Origin of the sequence: Prosthecobacter fluviatilis (assembly GCF_042655725.1) — a bacterium.
Classification (GTDB): Bacteria; Verrucomicrobiota; Verrucomicrobiia; order Verrucomicrobiales; family Verrucomicrobiaceae; genus Prosthecobacter; species Prosthecobacter fluviatilis.
This window is the reverse complement of sequence record NZ_JBHSMQ010000003.1, coordinates 1-19,994: the sequence shown is the minus strand read 5'-3', so window position 1 is coordinate 19,994 and position 19,994 is coordinate 1. Positions and strand designations below refer to the sequence as shown.

Sequence of the window (19,994 nt, the reverse complement as noted above, 5' to 3'; positions counted from 1 at the left end):
AGGCGGGGATCAAGTCTAGGATGCACTTTATGATGATGAAACGAATGCTGTGCGGCTGTGCGCTGCCGGTCATGCTCATGTCCCTGATGGAGACTGCGGGCATGGCTCAGACGATCGTGCCCGCGCCTGCGCCTGCCAGTCCCGCGCAGGAGGCACCGGGCTCCCAACCGGCTGCGCCCACCGCGGCACCTTTGACCCCGGCCCAGGTGAAGCCAGGGACTGTCGCGGCTGCACCTGAAGTGCCCGCCCCGCCCGCCCCAGCGCCCGCCGCTCCGCCGCCTGCCCCAGCACCCGCCGCTCCAGCACGTCTGGACCGGCTGAGCGCGCTGGGCACCAAGCCCGACTGGCTCAAGCTGCAGTCGTTTCATCAGGTGCTCTCCCGCAGTGAATTCGAAGTGGCCATGCGGGACGTTTACTCCGACGGCTCCCCATTCCCGCCGCCGTGGACTCTGGAGGCCGATGGCGTGGTCATCAAGACGGGCGATCCCGTGAAACCGGAGGTGCGCATCGCCTTTGCGCCCCGCTCCCAAGCGCCGCTGCCAGGCACACGCACCTGGCGCACTGCCGCCGAAATGCCGCCGCTCAAGGGCCGCCCTTTGCTCAGTGACATCCACATCGCCATCGACCCCGGGCATATCGGCGGCGGCTATGCCAGGATGGAGGAGCGCATGCTCAGTTTTGCTCCGGGGGAGTCCATCCAGGAGGGTGACCTCACGCTGACCACCGCCCAGGTGCTGGCCGAACGGCTCAAAGCCCTGGGGGCCTACGTCTCGCTCGTGCGTGACCGTGCCGAACCGGTGACGCAGCAGCGCCCCTCTGATTTTGTGATCCAGGCAAAGCAGATCCTGGCCGAGGCGGGGTTTCCGCAGGCGCAGGAAAATTACAGCGGCGTCACGGGCGATGCCAAAATCCTCACGGTGCAGTGGCAGACGGAAAAGCTCTTTTACCGTGTGAGCGAGATCCACGCACGCGGAGAGAAGGTGAACAACACCATCAAGCCGGACGTGGTGCTCTGCCTGCACTACAACGCAGAGGCCTGGGGCGATGCCACAGCGCCGCAGTTTTCGCCGATGAACCACATGCATGTGCTCATCAACGGCTGCTACTCGCCTCTGGAGCTGGAGCAGCAGGATGTGAGGTATGAGATGTTTCACCGTCTGTTTTCACGCATTCACCAGGAGGAGCTGCCGCTTGCCGAGGCCGTCGCCAACGGCATGCGTCTGAGCACCGGACTGCCGGCCTACGTTTACACCACGGCGAATGCGCGCCACGTCGGAACAAACTCCTATGTCTATGCACGGAACCTGCTGGCAAACCGTCTCTATGACTGCCCTGTGGTGTACCTGGAGCCCTACGTCATGAACCACGAGGAGACCTACCAGCGCCTGCTGCGCGGCCACTTTCGCGGACGCACACTCATCGCCGGACGCCTGCAAAGCAGCGCCATCGAGGACTATGTGCAGGGAGTCGTCAAGGGCGTCACCGCCTATTACCAAAAACACCGCCAGCCATGAAGGTGATCATCGCAGGATGTGGCTTCGTCGGCGAGCGTGCCGCCGATCTTCTTCATGCCGCCGGGCATGAAGTCATCGGCCTCACGCATTCGCCGGAGTCTGCGGCACGGCTCGCCATGGCCAAGCCGTGGCGCACGGAGCCCTGTGACATTTCAAACAGCGCCGCCGTGATGGAGCTTGCCGCCCGGGTCAATGCCGGGAGCATCGACGCCGTCATTCACTGTGCCAGCTCCAGCCGCGGCGGCGCTGAAATGTACCAGGCCGTCTATGTCGATGGCATGAGGCACCTCACCCGGGCGTTTCCCACCGCTTATCCGCTGTACACCAGCAGCACCAGCGTGTACCCGCAGGTGAACGGTGAAACGGTCGATGAAACCAGCTTTGCTGATCCTGACCGCGATACCGGACGCCTGCTGCGGGAGGCTGAGGGCATCGCCCTCGCCGCCGGCGGTGCTGTCGCGCGCCTTGCGGGCATTTACGGCCCCGGGCGTTCCTTTGTGCTGAAGAACCTGCTGGAGGGGAAGGCTGCCATTGAGGGCAACAACGGGCAGGGGCGCATCCTCAACCAAATCCACGCCGAAGACGCGGCCGCAGCGCTGGCGCACCTCGCCACGCGGCGGCTGAGCGGCATCTACAACATTGTCGATGACGCTCAGATGACGCAACGGCAGTGCCTGGAACGGCTGTGCGCCATCTTTGGTGTCAAAATGCCTGGAACGCGTGAGCCTGACCCCAACCGCAAACGTGGCTGGAGCCACAAGCGCGTCTCCAACACCAAGCTGCACGCCTCCGGGTGGGTGCCGCGTTATGCCAGCTATTTTGATGCGCTGCGTGACGATCCCGACCTCGCCGCTTCCATCCTTGATCTCGTGCAAACCACGGGGGAAGGCCCCTCGCCCCGCCAGCCCAACATTGTGCTGATCGGGCTGATGGGCTCGGGCAAAACGACGGTGGGCCGCATCGTCGCGCAGATGATCGGCTTCCAGATCGTCGATACGGATCACCTCATCTCGGACAATACTGGGAAAAGCATTCCTGAGATTTTCGCCACGGAGGGCGAGGCCGCCTTCCGCCTGCATGAGTCCGCTGCGCTACGCTCCCTGCTCGGCAGGCGAGGCTGCGTTATCGCCACCGGCGGTGGCATCGTCACCCAGCCGCGCAATCTGGCCATCCTGCGCCATCTCGGCTACATCGTCTGGCTGGACGCCGATCCCGAGCGCCTCGCCCGCCGCACTGCCGCCAACACCAACCGCCCGCTGCTCCATGGTGAGGAAAATCCCAAGGCCAAGCTGGAGCGCCTGCTCAACGAGCGCAAACCGCTCTACAAAGGCCTGGCCGATCTCCGAATCCAGACCGCCGAACTCACTCCGCAGGAGACCGCCTACGGCGTGATGGAAAGCGCCCGTGTCTTCTTCGCCAAGCTGAAGAAATAACAGCGTCTCACACGCTCACTCCGGCCAGCTTGCGGGCATAGGCCAGGGTGTCGATTTCTGCGGGGCTTTTGTCGCGCCGGATGGCCTTGATGCGGGGAAAGCGCATCGCCAGGCCGCTGTCGTGGCGGTTGCTGGCCTGGATGGAATCAAACGCGATCTCCAGCACGATCTCCGGCGTTACCGTGCGTACCCGTCCGCGCTGGCTCAGCGTGCTCTGGGTGAAGTGCTCGGTCAGCTCTTCGATCTCCGCATCGGTCAGCCCGCTGTAGGCCTTGCCAATGATGCGCAGGCTGTTGTCCGCCTCTTCATCGCGCACGGCAAAGGTGTAGTCGCTCAGCACATGGCTGCGTTTGCCGTGGCCCTGCTCGGCCCGCACCACCACCACATCGAGCGTGGCAAAGGCCTTCTTCAGCTTGAGCCATGACTTGCCCCGTCTCCCAGGCGAGTAGTGGCTGAGAGCATCTTTGGCGATGAGCCCCTCATTGCCACGACGCCGTGCCGCATGAAAGGCGGCCTCGATGTCATCCGCACTGGCCGCTTTCATCACCTCGATCACTCCCATTCCGGCAGGCAGCGAAATCGCCTCCAGCTCCACTCGCCGCTCTGTCAGTGGCTTTTCCAGCAGCGAGACGCCGTCCTTCCACAGCACGTCAAACACCACGTACTTCACCGTCACATCACTGGGCAGAAAAAGATCCGCCTGATCGCGGCGGCCGAGGCGCTTTTGCAGATCGAAGAACGAGAGCTTCTTGTCCTCCGCATGCGCGATGATTTCACCATCCAGAATGACCTCCGACGACAACGCAGCAGCAGCATTCATGATCTCAGGAAACTGCGCACCCACAGGCTTGAGATCACGGGTGTAGATCTCCACACGCTGCGCGGTCCGGTGCATCTGTGCGCGAATGCCGTCATACTTGTCCTCCAGCCAGACCTCCGCCGCATTGAGCCTCTCCCAAATGTCCTGCGCAGTTTCTTCTGGAGACGCAAGCATGACCTTGATGGGCACTAGCGGGCGCGGCCTTGCCTCGTGCAGGCTCTGCGTGCTGGCCAGGGTGGCTGCCTGTCCGATGTCTCCGCAGAGCATGGCGGCCTCGCGCACGGCATCAGCGCCCACATCAAACGCCGCCGCCACAGCCTCTTCGATCAGACCTTCCTTGGAGCCCATGCGTAGTTCCCCCGTCATCAGCCGCACCAGCCAGGCACCCGTGGCGGCAGTGAGCTGCTGCAGCCGGTTTTTGATCAGTTTCACACGCTCTATCTGCCCCCCGGCCCTGCTTAGCTGGGCAAAAAGCGCGGCAACATCACTCAAAGAACACTCGGCCGGGGAAAGTGCCGCACGCTGCAACACCAGGAAGGCCGTGCGTCCTGTGTCCGCCTGCGAGCGCGAGATGGTGCGATATTCCGCCTCGTTCACACCGCTGAGTTCAATTAGAGCGCGCTTCAGCAGAGACCAGCCCGTGTTCAGCGGTGCGTCACCGGTGCTGCCGGAGGCAAAGCGCGCCGCAAGCGCCAGCTCTGCTTTGTCAGACAGACTGCACAGCATGGATGCCAGTCTCTCCACCTTCTTCAGGCGCGAGGCCACTTCGGCAGTCTGTGCACAAGCTTCCGCCCATTGTGCAAAGCTGCCGTTTCCCCAGTCATCGTCATTTTTCACCACCGCAGGCCGGGCTGCTGACGCTGCGTTTTGCAGGGTCAGCTCCAGCTGGTCCGCGCGCTCCAGAGTCCAGGCCTCAAATCCACGCTGCCGCAAATCCGCGGCAAACTCCCGCGTGTAGCCATGCACCAGCCAGGTGCAGCGCGGCTTCACCTCCTGCACCGTTTCGACCAGCTCGGGATAATCGGCGTGATCGCTCAGCGGAAAGATTTCATCCACCTGGTAGCGGAACTTGGCACCCGGTTGCAGTGCCCAGCCGGTCATCATGGCCGTGCGGCAGACCTTCAGCTTTTTGATGGCGATGGAGCGCCCGTTGCTGGGCGGGAAGAGCAGCACATGGCCGGGAGCCTGCGCGGCGTCAAACAGGCGGTACTCAGGCAGCCTGCCCAGCAGCGGAGCCACGGCGCGTGTCATGTCCCAGATGGACTTGTGCACCATCACCGGATGCCCCGCCTCCGCCAGCGCGCAGAGGATCTCCTGCGCCTTTCCCAGGGAGTAGCCCAGCAGCACGGGAATGCCGCCGTCCTCCAGCGTCTCCTGCACAAACTTGAGCACCTGCTCCACCACCTGCGCCGTGGGCGGAAAGGTGAACTGCGGCAGGCCAAAAGTGCACTCCATGATGAGCGTGTCTGCATGGAGCAGTTCGCAGCGTTCCGAACTGAGCCCCTGGCGCAGCTTGTAGTCTCCGGTGTAGAGCAGCGTAGCGCCGTCGGCCTTGCGCGTGAGGTGCAGCATGGCGGAGCCGATGATGTGCCCCGCAGGCAGCAGCCGCAGCTCCCAGCCCTCCCACTCCACGGCCTCTCGCATGGGCAGCACGCGCATCTCACCCTCGCTTTTGTAACCGTAGCGGGTCTTCATGAGATCCCGCGTCACCTCGGAGCAGAAGGTCATCTCGTGCCGCGCCACATGGTCGCTGTGCGCATGGGAGATAAAAGCTCGCTTGCCAGGAAAATGCGGATCCAGCCACAGATCCGCCTCAGGCAGGTAGATCCCGTTGGGGTGGGTGACTTGGATCAATGGGGGCATGCGCGGCAGTGGAAAGATTTACGCCTGCACGCAGATGCCAGCAGCTTCATTCTAACGCGTCACGAATGGATTTTGCCGTCAGCCCCCTGAATCGCAGAGAGGTTTGTGCTGCATGGAAAACAAATGAGGCGCAGGGCATCAAGTTGCAAGGCCGGGCATCCGGCCCCAAGAATGCGCATGGCCGCCCTCGCCGATCAACTCACCGCTCTTCTCGGACCCTCGCGTGTTTCTGTCACAGAAACGGACCTCGCCACGCACAGCACGGACAAATGGTTCGCCTCCAACCCGCCCGAAGTCGTCGTGCATGCGGAATCGGCCGCTGAAGTGTCCGAAGTGCTGCGCTTTGCGAATGCGAACCGCATTCCCGTGACCCCGCAGGGCTCACGCGTGGGCTATGTAGGTGGCTGCGTGCCGCTGCAGGGAGGCATCGCGCTTTCCGTGGCGCGCATGAACAAGATCAAGGAGATCACCCTCGAAGACGGCGTGGCGGTGATCGAGCCGGGCGTCATCACCGGTCATCTGCAGAATGAGGTGCGCAAGCTGGGGTGGTTTTATCCGCCTGACCCGGCATCCCTCAAGGAATGCAGCCTGGGCGGAAACATCGCCACGAATGCAGGCGGCCCGCGCTGCCTGAAATACGGTGTCACGCGGCATTACGTGCTCGGCCTTGAGGCGGTGCTGGCGGACGGCTCCATCGTGAAGGCGGGCGGGCGCTGCCACAAAAACAAGACAGGCTTCGACCTCGTCGGACTCATGGTGGGCAGCGAGGGCATGCTGGGTGTCGTCACCGAGGCCACGCTGCGCCTCATCCCGCACCCCCCCATGCGTGCGATGCTTTCCGCTGGTTTCAAATCGTTCGCCGAAGCGGCCCATGCGGTGCAGCGCATCCTCGGGAGCGGCTTTCTCCCCAGCGCGCTGGAAATTGCTGACAAATTCACCCTCCGCGCCGCACGTGAGTATCTTGGCGCCTCCGTCACTCCGGAAGGCGATGCGCACCTGCTGGTGGAGATCGACGGCCAGCCTGAGTCGGTGAAGGGAGAAATCGAGCAGCTTGCCAAGCTGGTGACCAGCCTCGGCAGCATCTGCCTGAACAAAGCGATGGGAGACGAAGCCTGCGAGGCTTTCTGGAAACTGCGCCGGGAGTTCAGCTACAGCCTGCGCAACACCGGCCTGATCAAGCTCAACGAAGATATTGTCGTGCCGCGCGGCCGTCTGGTGGACCTGGTGGATTTTGCCGAAAAACTGCAAAGCGAAACCGGTTTCCCCGTGGCCTGCTTTGGTCACGCTGGAGACGGCAACATCCACGTGAACATCATGGTTCCCACCATGGACGACCCGGCGGTGCGCGAAAGCGCCGAGGCCGCACTCGACAAGCTTTTCCATCAGGTCATCGCCTGGAATGGCGCCATCACTGGCGAACATGGCATCGGCGTGGCCAAAAAACGCTGGTGGCGCGATGCCGTCACCCCCGCCGCGCACGAGACTCACCTGCGCCTGAAGGCTGCACTGGACCCCAATGGCATTCTCAATCCCGGAAAGTTTCTGGGATGAGGCCAGCGCCATGCAAGATCACGCAATTCAACTCTGTTCCCTTCCACCACCATGACCAAACTGCTGATCCCGACCCTGCTGCTGGCGCTGCCGCTTTGCGCTGCTGATTTGAAGTTCAAAAAATACACGCTCACCGAGGAGTTTGTGGCTGAAGGCGCGCACTTTGCCGACTTTGACCATGACGGGCACAATGACATCTGCTCCGGCCGCTTCATCTGGAAGGGCCCGGAGTTCAAGGAGAGGGTGGAGTTTGCTCCCAAATTCGAAAAAGAGCCGTATGATCCGGCCAAGGGCTACAGCGACTTCTTCCTGACCTACACCTACGACTTCAACGGCGACGGCTGGAGCGACATCCTGGCCTACTCCTGGCCGGGCAAGGATACCTGGGTGTTTGAGAATCCGCAGAACAAGGGCGGCGAATGGAAACGCACCACCATCTTTGATGTCACGGACAATGAGTCTCCTGATTTCAAGGACCTGAACGGCGACGGCAAGCCGGAGCTGATCTGCCACACCGGCGGACAGCTGGGTTATGCCGAGATCGACTGGAAAAACCCGCTCGGAAAGGCCCGTTTCCGCCCGATCACGCCGAAGTCTCCCGAAAACGACAAGAAGTACTTCCGCTACACCCACGGCTACGGCGTGGGCGATGTGAATGGCGACGGCCGCCCGGACATCCTGGACAAGGAAGGCTGGCGCGAGCAGCCCGCAGACACCAAGGCCGACAGCGACTGGGTTTTCCACCCGCAGCTGTTTACGGTTCCTGGAGGCCGTGGCGGCTCATTCATTCTCGTTTATGACGTGAATGGCGATGGCCGCAACGATGTGATCACCAGCTACGATGCGCATGGCTACGGCTTCGGCTGGTTTGAGCAGAAGGCGGACGGCAGCTTTGCCGAGCACAAGCTGATGGGCGCCACGCTGGAAGAGAGCCCGGCGGGTGTGAAATTCAGCCAGCTTCACGCGATGCAGCTTGCTGACATGAATGGCGACGGCGTGCTGGATATTGTCACTGGCAAGCGCCGCTGGGCCCACGGCCCGCTGAAAGATGACGAACCCAACGCTGCTCCGGTGCTTTACTGGTTCGAGATCAAACGCGAAGGCGGCGAAGCCAAAATCATCCCTCATCAGATCGACGACAACAGCGGCGTGGGCACCCAGGTGACCCCCGGCGATGTGAACAAGGACGGCAAAATGGACGTCGTCGTCGGCAACAAGAAGGGCGTGTTTGTCTTCCTGCAGGAATAAGCAGCTCAGCGCAACACATCGCCCGCGTGCAGCGGGTGTCCGCGCAGGAAGTCGGCGGCAGACAAACGTCTGCCGCCTTCTATTTGGACCTCGCTCAAATTGAGCAGTCCATTGCCACAGCTTACCAAAATTCCGCCGGCATTTGCGCTCACAATCGTACCCGGTGCAGGGCAGGCATCTGCATTGGTGATGACCTGCGCGCGGTGGATTTTCATCTGCGTTTCCTTGAGGAGGCAGGAGGTGCCGGGCCAGGGAGTGAAGGCGCGGATGAGGCGGTCGAGCTCCACTGCAGGGCGTGTCCAGTCGAGGCGGCCGTCCTGGCGCGTGAGTTTGCGCACATGGGTGGCCTGGGAGTCATCCTGCTTCACACGGGGTGGATGGCCGCTGGCAAGGAGATCGAGCGCTTCTTCGAGCGCGGCGGGGGCCTGAAGGGCCAGTCTGTCATGAAGACTGCCGCCAGTTTCATCGGCTGCGATGGGAGTGCGCTTCATCAACAGGATGTCGCCCGTGTCGAGTCCTTCATCCATGAACATGATGGTGACACCGGTCTCCGTGTCGCCATCGCGGATGGCGGCCTGGATGGGGGCGGCACCACGATGGCGGGGCAGCAGGGAGGTGTGCACATTGAGGCAACCGAGTGGCGGCACGTCGAGGACGGCACGGGAGAGAATCTGGCCGTAGGCGATGACAATGGCGACGTCGGCATTGAAGGCCTGCAACTCCTCGACGGCGTGGCGGATCTTGAGGGGCTGAATGACGGTGATCCCTGCTGCAAGGGCACGCACCTTGACCTGCGGCGGGGTGAGGACCTGCTTGCGGCCGACGGGTTTGTCAGGCTGGGTGACGACGCCCACCACCTGGTGCCTGGGCGTGCTGAGAAGCCACTCCAGGGATGGAAGGCCGATGTCTCCGGTGCCGATGAAAAGAACGCGCATCTGTGTGCGGCTAGACCTTCATCTTTTCCAGTTCCTTCCACTCTTTGAGCTCCATGACACCGCCGATGATGTCGTAGAGGACCTTGGCGGGGGCCTGGCTGGCGTCGATGTCGAGGATGCGGTCGCCGGCGTAGTATTCCAGAATGGGCTTGGTTTCGGCCTCGTAGGTGGCAAAACGCTGCTGGATGACGCTTTCGTTGGCGTCGTCAAAGCGGTTGTCCTTCAGGGCGCGTTTGCGCAGGCGGCGGGCGAGTTCGGTGCGGTCGGGGCAGGAAAGGTGGAAGACTTTCAGCACTTCGATGTGGGACTCCATGTGCTTGGCCTGCTCCACGTTGCGTGGAATGCCATCCAGTACCAGGAAGTCGATCTCGGGCTTGAACTGGTGGGCGTCGATGCGCTGCTTGAGATTGGCATGCCAGAGCTGGACGGTGACGTCATCTGGCACGAGCTCGCCACGGCTGGAGTATTCGACAAACTTCTGCCCCAGGGGAGTGCGGGTGTCGAGGGAGCGAAAGACATCGCCACAGGCGAGGTGGTGAAAGCGCGGGATGGAACCAAGCACCTTGCCCTGCGTTCCTTTGCCGCTGCCGGGCGCGCCGAGAATGAGGAAGGCTTTGATGCGTTCTTGGGTAAGGTGGTCGGACATGATTTTTTTAAGTGGGGAGAACTAGCACGTTACGAATTTGCGACAACTTGCGTGGCTGCCAATTTTACCTGATCGACCGACAAATGGGGCAGTTCTTGTGTCGGATTCCGCAAAACGTGCACCCAGGGCTGCGGCGGGGCCCAGATGGCGGGGTCGGTGGGGCCAAAGAGGAGGAGGGAGGGGACGCCGCAGGCGGCGGCGAGATGGGAGATGCCGCTGTCATGGCCGAGGAAGGCGGTGCAGGTGGCGAGGCGGGCGGCGAGTTCGGGGAGGGGCAGGGCGTGCCAGGTGTCGCGGCCGGCGGGGTGGATGCCGCGCTCGGCTTCGGCCTCGCCGGTGATGAAGATGACCTCTTTGGGGCCGAGGGAGTCGGCGACCTGCTGCCAGCGGTCGAGGGGCCAGTTTTTCTTTTCGGAGCCGCTGCCGACGTGGATGGCGATGCGAGGGTGATTGAGGGGGCTGTGGGGGAAATGGGCGCGGAGGAGGTGCTCGTCTTCCAGAAAGAGGGCGATCTTTTCGAGGCCGCGTGCGAGCTGGCGGGAGGCGTGGGGGCCGTCGGGTTTAACGAGGGGAGAGCACTCGATGAGGGTTTTGACGCCGATGCGTTCGAGGCTGGCGCGGAAGTGGCCGTCGGGGTCGTAGAGGAAGGAGACGATGAGGTTGAAGCTGCGGAGGTGCCCGGCGAGGGCTTCGTCGATGGGGGCGGTCTTGGCGAAGAGCGGGGCGATGGTGCGGTGCTCGAGGCTGCGGATGGAGTCGGCAAGGCCGGCGGCGCGGGCGAGCTCGGCGATGGCGGGATAGCCGAGGACCTCGATGTGGCTGTCGGCGATCATGTCGCGCAGGAGGCGCATGACGGGCAGCGTGAGGATGAAGTCGCCTATCGCACCGCCACGGATGACGAGGACACGGGGCTGGGTGGGCATCGGTGAGCAGTGGTCGGTGGCCAGTGGTCGTTGATCAGCGGCCCGAAGTCAGAGGCCGGTGCTGCTGAGATCAGTAGAAGAGGATGGCGGCGAGGAGCAGGACGACGCCGTAGGCGATGCCGCCGTAAACGGCGAGATTCCAGCGCTGGGGTTTGGCGAGGAGGGCATTGACCCAGTCGCGCATGAGGAAGGGCATGCCGATGAAGAACATGCCGACGATGATCCAGACGTAGGCGAGGATGGGGAGGAGGAGGCGGCTGGTCTGGGGCTGAAGGAAGGCGGCGCTGAGGACGGGCCCGGCGACGAGGAGCATGAGGGAGCCGAGGGCGCGGACGGAGAGGAATTCCTTGACGTAGATGAGCACGGCGACGTAGCCGCCGGCGACGATCATCATGAACTTGTCACGCATGTTGTAGAACTCGCCCATGTCCATGTTGACGAGGGCGAACTCGGCCCAGAGGAGGTCGATGGTGAGGAGGATGACGCCCCAGGAGTAGGTGCGGGGGAAGGCTTTGAGGAAGGCCTGGGTTTTGGCGGTGTTTTTGAGGGCACAGCCGTGGGAGAGGATGAGCGCGAGAGCCACGACGATGCCTGTGCCCTTCAACGGAATGCCGCCGGTTGGGGCCAGATGGTAGAGGTAGTCGTAGAGGTCTGGAAACATGCGGCGGGTGCGGGAAAACGGGCGGCACAGGTGGCGCAGGGCGTGCGGGGACGCAAACGCGGAGTTGGAGAGGTGTGTCAGGGTTGTTGACGGTGGTTTGGCCGGAGCAGGAGACTGATTTGACACCGCGAGAGATTAGAAGACCGCAGAGGTTTTTCAGAAGGGGAACCGGATGAGGCGGGCAAGAGTGCCCGCGCTCCGCTCGTGCTGCGCCTGTGCGCGTGTGCTTCTGCGTGCTTGTTGTGAGGCGTGGTGGATTGTGGTTGCCTCGGCGTGAGGGTGGGACAGTTTGAGATGACGATTTTCTGATGAAACCCAAACAAGAATCCACCCTGGCCTGGTACGTGGTGCACACTCGCCCGAAGTGCGAGCACATCGCGGCGTCGCTGATGGCGGGGCTGGAGGGGGTGGAGACGTACTGCCCGCGCATCCGCTTTCAGAAGAACACGCGGCGGGGGAAGGTGTGGTTCGTGGAGGCGCTGTTTCCGAGCTACTTTTTTGCGCGGTTTGTGCCGATCGAGTCGCTGCGGGCGGTGAACTACTCGCAGAGTGTGATCAAGGTGGTGGACTTTGGGGATACGCTGACGCCGGTGCCGGATGCGGCGATTGAGGAGCTGAAGGCGGAGATGAAGGACGTCGAGATCTGCGAGGTGGAGGTGGGTGTGAAGGTGGGCGACACCGTGGAGCTGACGGAAGGGCCGATGCGCGGGATGAAGGGGATCGTGAATGCGATGCTCAGTGGTGTGGAGCGTGTGCGGATTCTGCTGGAGTTTCTGGGACGGGAGAACGCGGTGGAAGTGCCGATGTCGAAGATTCTGACGGAGCACAAGCCGCGTGAGGTGCTCGCTTCTAAGTAGAAGCGTTTGCGATTGTTGGCAGTGGTTTGCCGTGGTTGAGGGAGAGCCAGAGGGGGGAAGACAATCAGACAGTCGGACAGTCGGACAATGAGACCATCAGATGGGGAAGTGAAGGGGAAGATGTTGGCGCTGGGAGGTTTGGGTTTGCCGCAGAGAGGCAGAAAGATGCGGAGGGGGCAGAGGATGAGTTGACGGTTGTTTACCGTTGTTGACGGTGGTTTACGATGGTTGGGCCGGAGTGCCAGAGGGGCCCCGTTCTTCGCTAAAGCTTCGAAGGGCAAGCTGCGCTTGGGTGCCGATGTCGAAGATATTGACGGAGCACAAGCCGAGGGATGTGGTGGCGGCGTCGCGGTGAGAGGGGAAGAGGGAGAGACAATGAGACAATGAGACAATGAGACAATGAGACAATGAGACAATGAGACAATGAGACAATGAGACGGGGAGACGGGGAGACGGGGAGACGGGGAGACGGGGAGACGGGGAGACGGGGAGACGGGGAGACGGGGAGGCGGGGAGACGGGAGACGGGAGACGGGCTATGAGGGGGGATCAGGGGCGGGCCTTTCGGGGGTATCAGATTTGGCGGAGGTACGACCGTGGGGGTGTCCGGGGGCGATTTTCCGAGTGCATGCAGCGCCTGGCGTTGCTCAAAACCTCAAACCTAAACTCTTATGAAAACATTCATTCTTAACGCGATGGCTGTGGTTTCTCTGGCCTCCTGCGCAACAGGGCCCAACGCTCAAACCGGTTCTGTGATCGGGGGCCTGGCGGCGCGGCTGCGGGCGGCATCATTGGCAGCCAAAGTGGACGGGGCCTGGAAGGCGCGGCGATTGGCGCGGGCCTGGGTGCCCTGGCCGGAAACGCGATCGGCAACTCACAGGACCAGCGGCGGTACAACAACGTCTATTACAACCGGCCCTACTACGGCCGGGGCTACTATCCGGGGTACTACCGCGGTTATTGATGCTTGAAGGCTGAGTTGCGCCGGGCGCGGAGTGATTGCAAATCCTGCGCCCGGCGTTCCTCATGTCTCATCGACAGCGCGGCGGTGGCAAGAGGTCAGGAAATTTCACCGGTCGCTTTCAAGATGATGTTGCGCAGAGAGGGGCTGATCCAGAATTCGGCTTCTTTCTCCAAGCGGTCGAGGAGGGGAGCGAAGGCGGGAATGAGGGACTGTTCTTTGGCATCTCGAAGACCACCCAGCATGCCTATCGTTCGAAGAACGCGGGAAGCAGCAGAGGGTCGGCCAGAAGTGCATATTTTTTAACCACTCATCTCACACTAATGGGACACTCATAAAAGGACCAGAAATCCTGATTTCTGGAGTGTTGTTTCTGTGGCTGGGCACCGCGTGTGAGCCCGTTCTTCGCTGATCCGCCTTCGCAGTTCGAGCTTGGGGAGACGGTTGTTTTGTTACTGCTTTGCAGCCCGTCCCTTTCGTTCAGAATTTCTGACCACGGATCACTCGGATTGACACAGATGACTGAACCTCAAGCGGACCTGCGCAAGGCTTTGATCCGTGATGGTCGTGTCATTCTTGGTTTCGTCTTTCCTGTTCCGTGAGTGCGATTCCAACCTGTCGCTCATTGATCCAGGCTGCTGGAGAATGAGCCGGATTTTAACGGCTGAGATGACGTGTGGCGGGACGCTGACAGTTAGTTTTGAGGGGAAGTACGCGCCAAGCATTAGCGTCCAGAGGGCTGCACTCTTTTGACCGTCAGCATCTTGCGGGTGATCATTCACCTTTTGCCTGGCATCTTATTTGCTCTCTCGACGTCTTTGTACTCAAATTCCATGTCGGGAAATTGGTGCTCTAGGTCGATTTCCGCCTCGCTGTCAAAGAAGCATTTCGGTATGTTCTTAATCATTGAGTACATTTGCAGGAATCCGTTTTCGCCACTCCATGCCGATCCAATTTTTGAAATAGAGTTAAGGCACAAAAGAGCTTGTTCATGATTAGAAAGCTGCGCTCGCACTAATGCTGCGTAACTGCGTCGCATCTTTTTATCAGGATGTGAGTCTACAAATTTCATCATCTGGTAGAGATGTCTGTAATAGTGCCCTAGGCGTGACTGATGCCCATCAAACGGCTGATACGTAATTCGTACTAACTCCCATTCCGCTTTGCTCAAATTGGCAAGATACCGCGAAGCCAAGTCTCCTTTGTCTTCTGGCTTTTTAAGTAGCTCTCTATACGCGACTTGCGCGCCCCCCATTTCAAGAATCACCTTTTCGACGCTCGCTTTTGGAAGATGGTCTGTAGCAGCTCTTAATAAACGTGTCGAATTTGGCCCAACCCCATAATAAAAAGCCAAATAAGCAAGATCGATTTTTGACGTGGTAGTCAGTTGCTGAGCAGAATCGGTTTCCGGGAGCGCGTTAACGATGCTAAGCGCCTTTCGAAATTCTCGAATAAAGGAGACAAAGACACGCCTCCCTACTTTTCCTTCAATTTCAAGCTCAGCAGTGTTTTCCCTGTGACACTTGAGCATATCGTAAAAGCGAACATCGAATACAGTCTGTTTGCTAGACTGCCTCTGGTCATCCAAGTTTTGTCTATTGGTCTCTTTCTGGTTTTGATAAGAGATAAACAAGATGACCACGCTCACCATGAAGGCAATCGTTCCGATGAACCCACCCACGAAATCGCCATATATGCCAGCTTGCTCCAGCTTTAGCACATTTCCCCACAATGGCACCCATGGGAGTTGAAAGCTCCACTCTTCGGGGATAAAAGGCAAAAGTGGAGTTAGCAAAAACGCTAATATGACAATCGAGATAGCGAGGCATTTCAATACTTTCATGATTTTATTGAGGCTATATGCTCACGGGAATATTTGGCAGTCACTACTTTGTAAATAATTGCTCAATATCCCCCATGTTCTCCATAAGTTTATCCCAAGTTGTCACAATGGTGAGTGGCATCGAACCTCCTATCTCATTAGTAAAAATAATCTCCGTCTCAGTGTCGTAGGAAAACATAGCTCCAATTACGCCAGCATCGTGCACGGAAAATCCGCCATCTCCAGTTAGTAGGACAGCGGGATGCCACCCTTTCAATCTCATCTCTTTGGCCTGTGACTTCATCCATTCCCAATCTACTTCAACTTTGGCGATACTTGCCAAGTGATGTGCCACTGGATGGCTAACGCGGTCGAAAATGTCGATTATGTGGGTTGTAAGGCTTTCGATGATCTGAGAATCTGTTACCTCGTCAAAACGGCTTATATTGAATCCCCGTGTATTTCTTTTTACTCCAAAGGACTCCAAGGCTCTTTGCAGTTCAGTGATCTCGTAGCCAGATTTAAGAGCTTCATTGTAATATTTAGCACCGCAATTAAGAGCTGCACGACCATAGTCTACAATGGACTTATTTACCGAATATGCGGTCTCTTCATCGACACCTGTCACAAAGTACGGATTCAGCAATGCATGCGCTTGGAGTCCTATATTGAAGGAATTTTGATGAAGGTCATTACCCTCAAGAAATACCGCGCAAATCCAGTTTGCTAAGGCCGTTATCTCTTCCACTTTCGCAAGTCCTTCTTCTGATACTTTTACAGTCGGCGGAGCTGGCATATCGTCCACGATTGATTCCCAACGAAAACCAAACTCTCGCATTGCCGACGCGAATGAGGCACCGTACCAGGTCAACAGCGCGGGCATGTTCCCAGCAGACAATCCCTCTTCAGTATTGTGCTGGATGGTTGATACGATAGTTGCAAATGACCCCAGCTCAATACCTACCCAAAACATAGCTGAACATGTGAATCGTCCATTTTTGACGACTTCAGAACCTATGAGGCGATCAAGTATTTCAATTGCGATGATAGGATCGCGCCAATCTAATTTTCTTTTTCCAATCAACGGATTGAAGGACTGCCGAACGGCGGGCATTGTTATATACTGGCGGGCAAAATCTCCAATAGCCCCCCAAAATTCGAACTGAATTGGTAGTGCTCTATAATGTAATCCCTGCATTCTTGCATTCGGATCAAGTATTGGAGTTCGTATTTCCTGCCATGTCGAGAAGGTTTCCCAACAGGGGTCACTAACTTCTTCAAGAATAGATTTCCCCTGCTTGCAGACCATTCCCAATACCGAGTCGGTTGGGCAGATATTAAAGTCCGTGAGCGCCTTGCTTATATAATCTACCAACTTCGTTCTACCTGCTTTAACAAAGTTGCTAGCAAGTGCCGATCCCATGAAGTGGTAAGGATTGATAAAGCCTATGGTCAAAGCTAGCCGGTCCTTATTCTCTCTTGACTGTAAGAGATCTTGCCAAAGCATAACGAACCCATGAGATTGGTACCGGTCTCCATCTCGCGCAAAAAGATTCAGCGCCGTCTCCGCTACACGTAATATATCACGAGGACTTGGGTTTTCTTTCTCAAGAAGAGGGTAAAGATAGAGATCTACAGTTACAAGAGCTACTTCTGGAATTGGCTTCTGCCCTATTGAAGTCCAAACATTTGGGATGTGGACAGACAAATCTAGTTTTCCGCCCTTGTAACTGGCTCGCAGACATAGAATTTGCTTTCCACCCCAAGTGATCATGCCAGCCACTGAATGATCTAATAAAGAGTCGAAATTAGATGCAATAATTACATGGCAAATATCTAAATTAGACAAAAATGGAAAATGATTACGGACTTCATGCTCGTAAGCAAGTATTTCAGTTGCCGTTTCACGCTCTGTTTTTTTGCTTCGTTTAATTTCTATCAAAACAAGTGATCCACTTTCGACATCACAGCAAATCACGTCTGGAAACAATCTCTCTCCGACATGCAATGAAATGTTGTTGGCACTTGCTGAGACTATCTGGAGCGAACTTAATTGTCCTAAAACGTGTTCGGCTGCCTCAAGGCAACGCTTTCTCATTAGATAATCGATTGGAAAGTTGGGAATGAAGGACTCATTTTCAATAGAGTACATTGAAGCATCCGCACTTTCCACACCGTGAATTGCTTCGAAAAAGCCCTCCTTCTTTATTAAATTTTCGACATGCCTTTGGATGATCTTTTCTTTAAACATATTAGTATATAAATGTATTAATGTGTTTAATAACGTCAAGACATTTAGGTGGATCGTGGGTCACCGTTGGCCATTATTTGACTCGGGAGCCCGTCATCTTTCGGAAGGGGTGATGGATGCACCCGACTCGTTGCCATGGGCTGCAAAAGGGCGCGCCGTTGGAGCCAACCGCACATGGAATGTGCGGACCACTGCATGCTGGGCTTTGCAGAGCCTAAGTCTCTTTTTTGAGCGCTGACTGGCCCAAGCGAATTCCGAAACTGATTTGCGAATAGGGCGCGCGGGGACGTTCGACGGCGGTTGGGGGACCAACCGCCCTACTTTCACGCTGTGCGCAGGCGCTGGGAGTCGCAGGGGTGGGGCATGCTTGGCCTCTTATTTGTGGAGAAGCTTGAGGGTAGAGCGGTGGTGGTTGGTGGGCCGGGGTGGCAGGCCGGACCCTACTTCGCTAAAGCTACGAAGGGCAAGGCCAACCATGCCGCGCCGCGGCATGGTTGGCCTTGCAAGTGGCGTGGGGTGAGGTAGCTGATCTGCCCCCATGCTTACCATTCGCGACGTCACCAAGACTTTCAATGCCCGCACGCTGTTCAGCGCGGCATCCATGACCATCAACTATGGAGAGCGCGTGGCGCTGGTGGGGCCGAACGGGGCGGGGAAATCGACGCTGTTTTCGCTGATCCTGAAGGAGGATACTCCTGATTCGGGGGAGGTGATCCGGGATGAGTGGACGACGGTGGGATTTCTGCCGCAGGAGAGCGAGCCGGTGGGGGATGAGACGGTGCTGGAGGTGGCGACGGGGAAGGCGGGGGAGATTGAGGCGCTGGAGAAGGCGCTGAGCGCCTTTGAGGCGGCGGGGGATGTTTCGAGCCCGGAGTATTTTGAGGCGCATGCGAAGCATGATGCGCTGCAGGACCCGCAGACGGAGGCGAAGGCGAAGCGCATTCTGAAGGGACTGGGCTACAAGGAGGGGGATTTTGACCGGCCTGCGCGGGAGTTTAGCGGGGGGTGGATCATGCGTGCGCACATGACGCGGCTGCTGGTGATGGAGCCGGATCTGCTGCTGCTGGATGAGCCGACGAACCACCTGGACCTGCTGTCGCTGATGTGGTTCCGGAATTACCTGAAAAACTACCCGGGGGCGCTGCTGATCATCTCGCACGACCGTGACTTCATGGATGAGCTGGTGCAGCAGGTGTATGAGATCGAGGAGAGCAAGCTGCTTTCCTACCAGGGGAACTACAGTGACTACCTGAAGCAGCGGGAGGAGAACTACGAGCGGGCGATGCAGGCGTACAAGAATCAGCAGAAGGAGATCGAGCAGATCCAGGATTTCATTGACCGGTTCCGGTCGGTGGCGTCGAAGGCGTCGCAGGCGCAGAGCCGTGAGAAGCAGCTGGCGAAGATGGAGAAGCTGGAGAAGCCGAAGCCGCTGCGGAAGGGCTTCCGCTTCAACTTCCCGCAGCCGCAGCGCAGCGGGCAGCGCCTGATCGCGCTGACGGACATTCATCAGGCGTATGGGACGAAGCAGGTGTACAAGGGCCTGGACCTGGAGATCGAGCGTGGAGAGCGGACGGTGCTGGTGGGGCCGAACGGGGCAGGCAAGAGCACGCTGATCAAGATTCTGGCGGGCGAGGTGCCGTTTCAGAAGGGTGAGCGGAGGCTGGGGACGAATGTGAAGCTGGGGTATTTTTCGCAGCACCGGGCGGATACTTTGGACCCGGACTGCAGTGTGCTGGAGGAGCTGAAGCGTGTGGCGCCGGAGCTGCGTGAGGATGAGGCGCGGAGCATTCTGGGATCGTTCCTGTTCAAGCGTGAGGATGTGCACAAGAAGTGCCGGGTGCTGAGCGGTGGTGAGAAGAGCCGTGTCAATTTGGTGAAGTTTCTGGTGGATCCGCCGAACCTGCTGCTGATGGACGAGCCGACGACGCACCTGGACATCTGGGCGATCGAGGGGCTGATCCTGGCGCTGCAGAAGTTTGAGGGGACGTTGGTGTTCATCAGCCATGACGTGCATTTCATCCGGTCTCTGGCGACGAAGGTGCTGCACATCACGGAGGGGAAGGTGCAGGCGTACTCGGGGGACTATGACTACTACCTGCAGAAGACGGGCGCGGAGGAGAATGCGCGTGCGGCGGTGGTGGCGGGGTAGGCGGCCCGGAGGGCCGTTGGCGGTTGTTGGCGGTGGTTGCCCGGAGCTCCGTAAGTGGGGCGATGGGCGGGGTGGTGGCGAGCCGCGCAGAGGATGGCCTCGGGCTCGCTGCGCGGTGTGCGGACTACTCTAGAGGCCTGCGGGTTAGAGGCCTGCGGGTTAGAGGCCTGCGGGTTAGAGGCCTGCGGGTAAGCACGGGGGCTGGTGGTGTTTGCGGGGACGCTGACCGACGGACAGCAACTGTGTTACGACGCAAGTGTGAAGTTGGGTTGGGTGAGGAGTTTGTTGAGCACGCAGAGGATTTTGCGCATGAGAGCTGTGATGGCGACCTTCGCAGGTTTGCCGCGTTGACGTAGACGTT

General features: G+C 59.0%; 15 protein-coding genes. 7 read left to right on the top strand and 8 right to left on the bottom strand.

Annotated features, from left to right (window positions below; all coding sequences use genetic code 11):
- Window positions 1-29: 29 nt before the first annotated feature.
- Both ACFQDI_RS08905 and ACFQDI_RS08900 read left to right on the top strand, forming a co-directional pair.
- Window positions 30-1,514 carry a hypothetical protein gene (locus ACFQDI_RS08905; protein ID WP_377165597.1) on the top strand — a complete coding sequence of 495 codons (1,485 nt, stop codon included), beginning with the start codon at window positions 30-32 and terminating at the stop codon, window positions 1,512-1,514.
- Entirely contained in the window at window positions 1,511-2,947 is a 1,437-nt protein-coding gene (locus tag ACFQDI_RS08900; protein WP_377165595.1) for a shikimate kinase, read from the top strand. Before ACFQDI_RS08905 ends, ACFQDI_RS08900 begins: the two co-directional genes overlap by 4 nt.
- A 7-nt stretch (window positions 2,948-2,954) precedes the next feature.
- Here ACFQDI_RS08900 and ACFQDI_RS08895 read toward each other — a convergent pair whose 3' ends face one another.
- Window positions 2,955-5,630 carry an ATP-dependent DNA ligase gene (locus ACFQDI_RS08895; RefSeq protein ID WP_377165593.1) on the bottom strand — a complete coding sequence of 892 codons (2,676 nt, stop codon included), beginning with the start codon at window positions 5,628-5,630 and terminating at the stop codon, window positions 2,955-2,957.
- A 177-nt stretch (window positions 5,631-5,807) separates the two neighbouring features.
- Between ACFQDI_RS08895 and ACFQDI_RS08890 the strand changes: the two genes are divergently transcribed.
- Window positions 5,808-7,181: an FAD-binding oxidoreductase gene (locus ACFQDI_RS08890; protein ID WP_377165591.1), complete on the top strand. Its 1,374-nt coding sequence runs from the start codon at window positions 5,808-5,810 to the stop codon at window positions 7,179-7,181.
- 51 nt (window positions 7,182-7,232) lie between these two features.
- Window positions 7,233-8,429 (top strand): FG-GAP repeat domain-containing protein, encoded by a 1,197-nt coding sequence (locus tag ACFQDI_RS08885; protein ID WP_377165589.1) that lies wholly within the window; start codon window positions 7,233-7,235, stop codon window positions 8,427-8,429.
- A 5-nt stretch (window positions 8,430-8,434) separates the two neighbouring features.
- On the opposite strand, the gene fmt is transcribed toward ACFQDI_RS08885, so the two are convergent.
- The 4 genes from fmt to ACFQDI_RS08865 all read right to left on the bottom strand — a co-directional run bounded on the left by fmt (window position 8,435) and on the right by ACFQDI_RS08865 (window position 11,594).
- Window positions 8,435-9,364, bottom strand: coding sequence for a methionyl-tRNA formyltransferase (fmt, locus tag ACFQDI_RS08880; RefSeq protein WP_377165587.1), 930 nt, complete (start codon window positions 9,362-9,364; stop codon window positions 8,435-8,437).
- Window positions 9,365-9,374: 10 nt separating this feature from the next.
- The gene (locus ACFQDI_RS08875) at window positions 9,375-10,010 is read right to left on the bottom strand and encodes an adenylate kinase family protein (protein WP_377165585.1); all 636 of its coding nucleotides are present in this window, start codon (window positions 10,008-10,010) and stop codon (window positions 9,375-9,377) included.
- 29 nt (window positions 10,011-10,039) lie between these two features.
- Window positions 10,040-10,933 carry a glycosyltransferase family 9 protein gene (locus ACFQDI_RS08870; RefSeq protein ID WP_377165583.1) on the bottom strand — a complete coding sequence of 298 codons (894 nt, stop codon included), beginning with the start codon at window positions 10,931-10,933 and terminating at the stop codon, window positions 10,040-10,042.
- A 70-nt stretch (window positions 10,934-11,003) separates the two neighbouring features.
- A complete protein-coding gene (locus tag ACFQDI_RS08865; protein WP_377165581.1) occupies window positions 11,004-11,594 on the bottom strand; it encodes a hypothetical protein in 591 nt (196 codons plus the stop codon).
- Between the two features lie 308 nt (window positions 11,595-11,902).
- On the opposite strand from ACFQDI_RS08865, the gene nusG reads away from it, so the two are divergent.
- Both nusG and ACFQDI_RS08855 read left to right on the top strand, forming a co-directional pair.
- On the top strand, window positions 11,903-12,451 hold the full coding sequence (gene nusG / locus ACFQDI_RS08860) for a transcription termination/antitermination protein NusG (RefSeq protein WP_377165579.1): 549 nt from the start codon (window positions 11,903-11,905) through the stop codon (window positions 12,449-12,451).
- Between the two features lie 717 nt (window positions 12,452-13,168).
- Window positions 13,169-13,414, top strand: a complete 246-nt coding sequence (locus ACFQDI_RS08855; protein WP_377166575.1) for a glycine zipper domain-containing protein — start codon at window positions 13,169-13,171, stop codon at window positions 13,412-13,414.
- Window positions 13,415-13,509: 95 nt separating this feature from the next.
- Here ACFQDI_RS08855 and ACFQDI_RS08850 read toward each other — a convergent pair whose 3' ends face one another.
- The 3 genes from ACFQDI_RS08850 to ACFQDI_RS08840 all read right to left on the bottom strand — a co-directional run bounded on the left by ACFQDI_RS08850 (window position 13,510) and on the right by ACFQDI_RS08840 (window position 17,484).
- On the bottom strand, window positions 13,510-13,710 hold the full coding sequence (locus tag ACFQDI_RS08850) for a DUF3368 domain-containing protein (protein ID WP_464694259.1): 201 nt from the start codon (window positions 13,708-13,710) through the stop codon (window positions 13,510-13,512).
- Window positions 13,711-14,189: 479 nt separating this feature from the next.
- The gene (locus ACFQDI_RS08845; protein WP_377165575.1) at window positions 14,190-15,254 is read right to left on the bottom strand and encodes a putative phage abortive infection protein; all 1,065 of its coding nucleotides are present in this window, start codon (window positions 15,252-15,254) and stop codon (window positions 14,190-14,192) included.
- Window positions 15,255-15,297: 43 nt separating this feature from the next.
- Window positions 15,298-17,484 carry a hypothetical protein gene (locus ACFQDI_RS08840; protein ID WP_377165573.1) on the bottom strand — a complete coding sequence of 729 codons (2,187 nt, stop codon included), beginning with the start codon at window positions 17,482-17,484 and terminating at the stop codon, window positions 15,298-15,300.
- A 538-nt stretch (window positions 17,485-18,022) separates the two neighbouring features.
- On the opposite strand from ACFQDI_RS08840, the gene ACFQDI_RS08835 reads away from it, so the two are divergent.
- Window positions 18,023-19,633 carry an ABC-F family ATP-binding cassette domain-containing protein gene (locus tag ACFQDI_RS08835; RefSeq protein WP_377165571.1) on the top strand — a complete coding sequence of 537 codons (1,611 nt, stop codon included), beginning with the start codon at window positions 18,023-18,025 and terminating at the stop codon, window positions 19,631-19,633.
- Window positions 19,634-19,994 lie beyond the last annotated feature (361 nt).

Bases quoted from the DNA above. Each gene is read 5' to 3' on its own strand.
- ACFQDI_RS08905 (WP_377165597.1), top strand. From the start codon at position 30: ATGATGATGAAACGAATGCTGTGCGGCTGTGCGCTGCCGGTCATGCTC.
- ACFQDI_RS08900 (WP_377165595.1), top strand. From the start codon at position 1,511: ATGAAGGTGATCATCGCAGGATGTGGCTTCGTCGGCGAGCGTGCCGCC.
- ACFQDI_RS08895 (WP_377165593.1), bottom strand. From the start codon at position 5,630: ATGCCCCCATTGATCCAAGTCACCCACCCCAACGGGATCTACCTGCCT.
- ACFQDI_RS08890 (WP_377165591.1), top strand. From the start codon at position 5,808: ATGGCCGCCCTCGCCGATCAACTCACCGCTCTTCTCGGACCCTCGCGT.
- ACFQDI_RS08885 (WP_377165589.1), top strand. From the start codon at position 7,233: ATGACCAAACTGCTGATCCCGACCCTGCTGCTGGCGCTGCCGCTTTGC.
- fmt (WP_377165587.1), bottom strand. From the start codon at position 9,364: ATGCGCGTTCTTTTCATCGGCACCGGAGACATCGGCCTTCCATCCCTG.
- ACFQDI_RS08875 (WP_377165585.1), bottom strand. From the start codon at position 10,010: ATGTCCGACCACCTTACCCAAGAACGCATCAAAGCCTTCCTCATTCTC.
- ACFQDI_RS08870 (WP_377165583.1), bottom strand. From the start codon at position 10,933: ATGCCCACCCAGCCCCGTGTCCTCGTCATCCGTGGCGGTGCGATAGGC.
- ACFQDI_RS08865 (WP_377165581.1), bottom strand. From the start codon at position 11,594: ATGTTTCCAGACCTCTACGACTACCTCTACCATCTGGCCCCAACCGGC.
- nusG (WP_377165579.1), top strand. From the start codon at position 11,903: ATGAAACCCAAACAAGAATCCACCCTGGCCTGGTACGTGGTGCACACT.
- ACFQDI_RS08845 (WP_377165575.1), bottom strand. From the start codon at position 15,254: ATGAAAGTATTGAAATGCCTCGCTATCTCGATTGTCATATTAGCGTTT.
- ACFQDI_RS08840 (WP_377165573.1), bottom strand. From the start codon at position 17,484: ATGTTTAAAGAAAAGATCATCCAAAGGCATGTCGAAAATTTAATAAAG.
- ACFQDI_RS08835 (WP_377165571.1), top strand. From the start codon at position 18,023: ATGCTTACCATTCGCGACGTCACCAAGACTTTCAATGCCCGCACGCTG.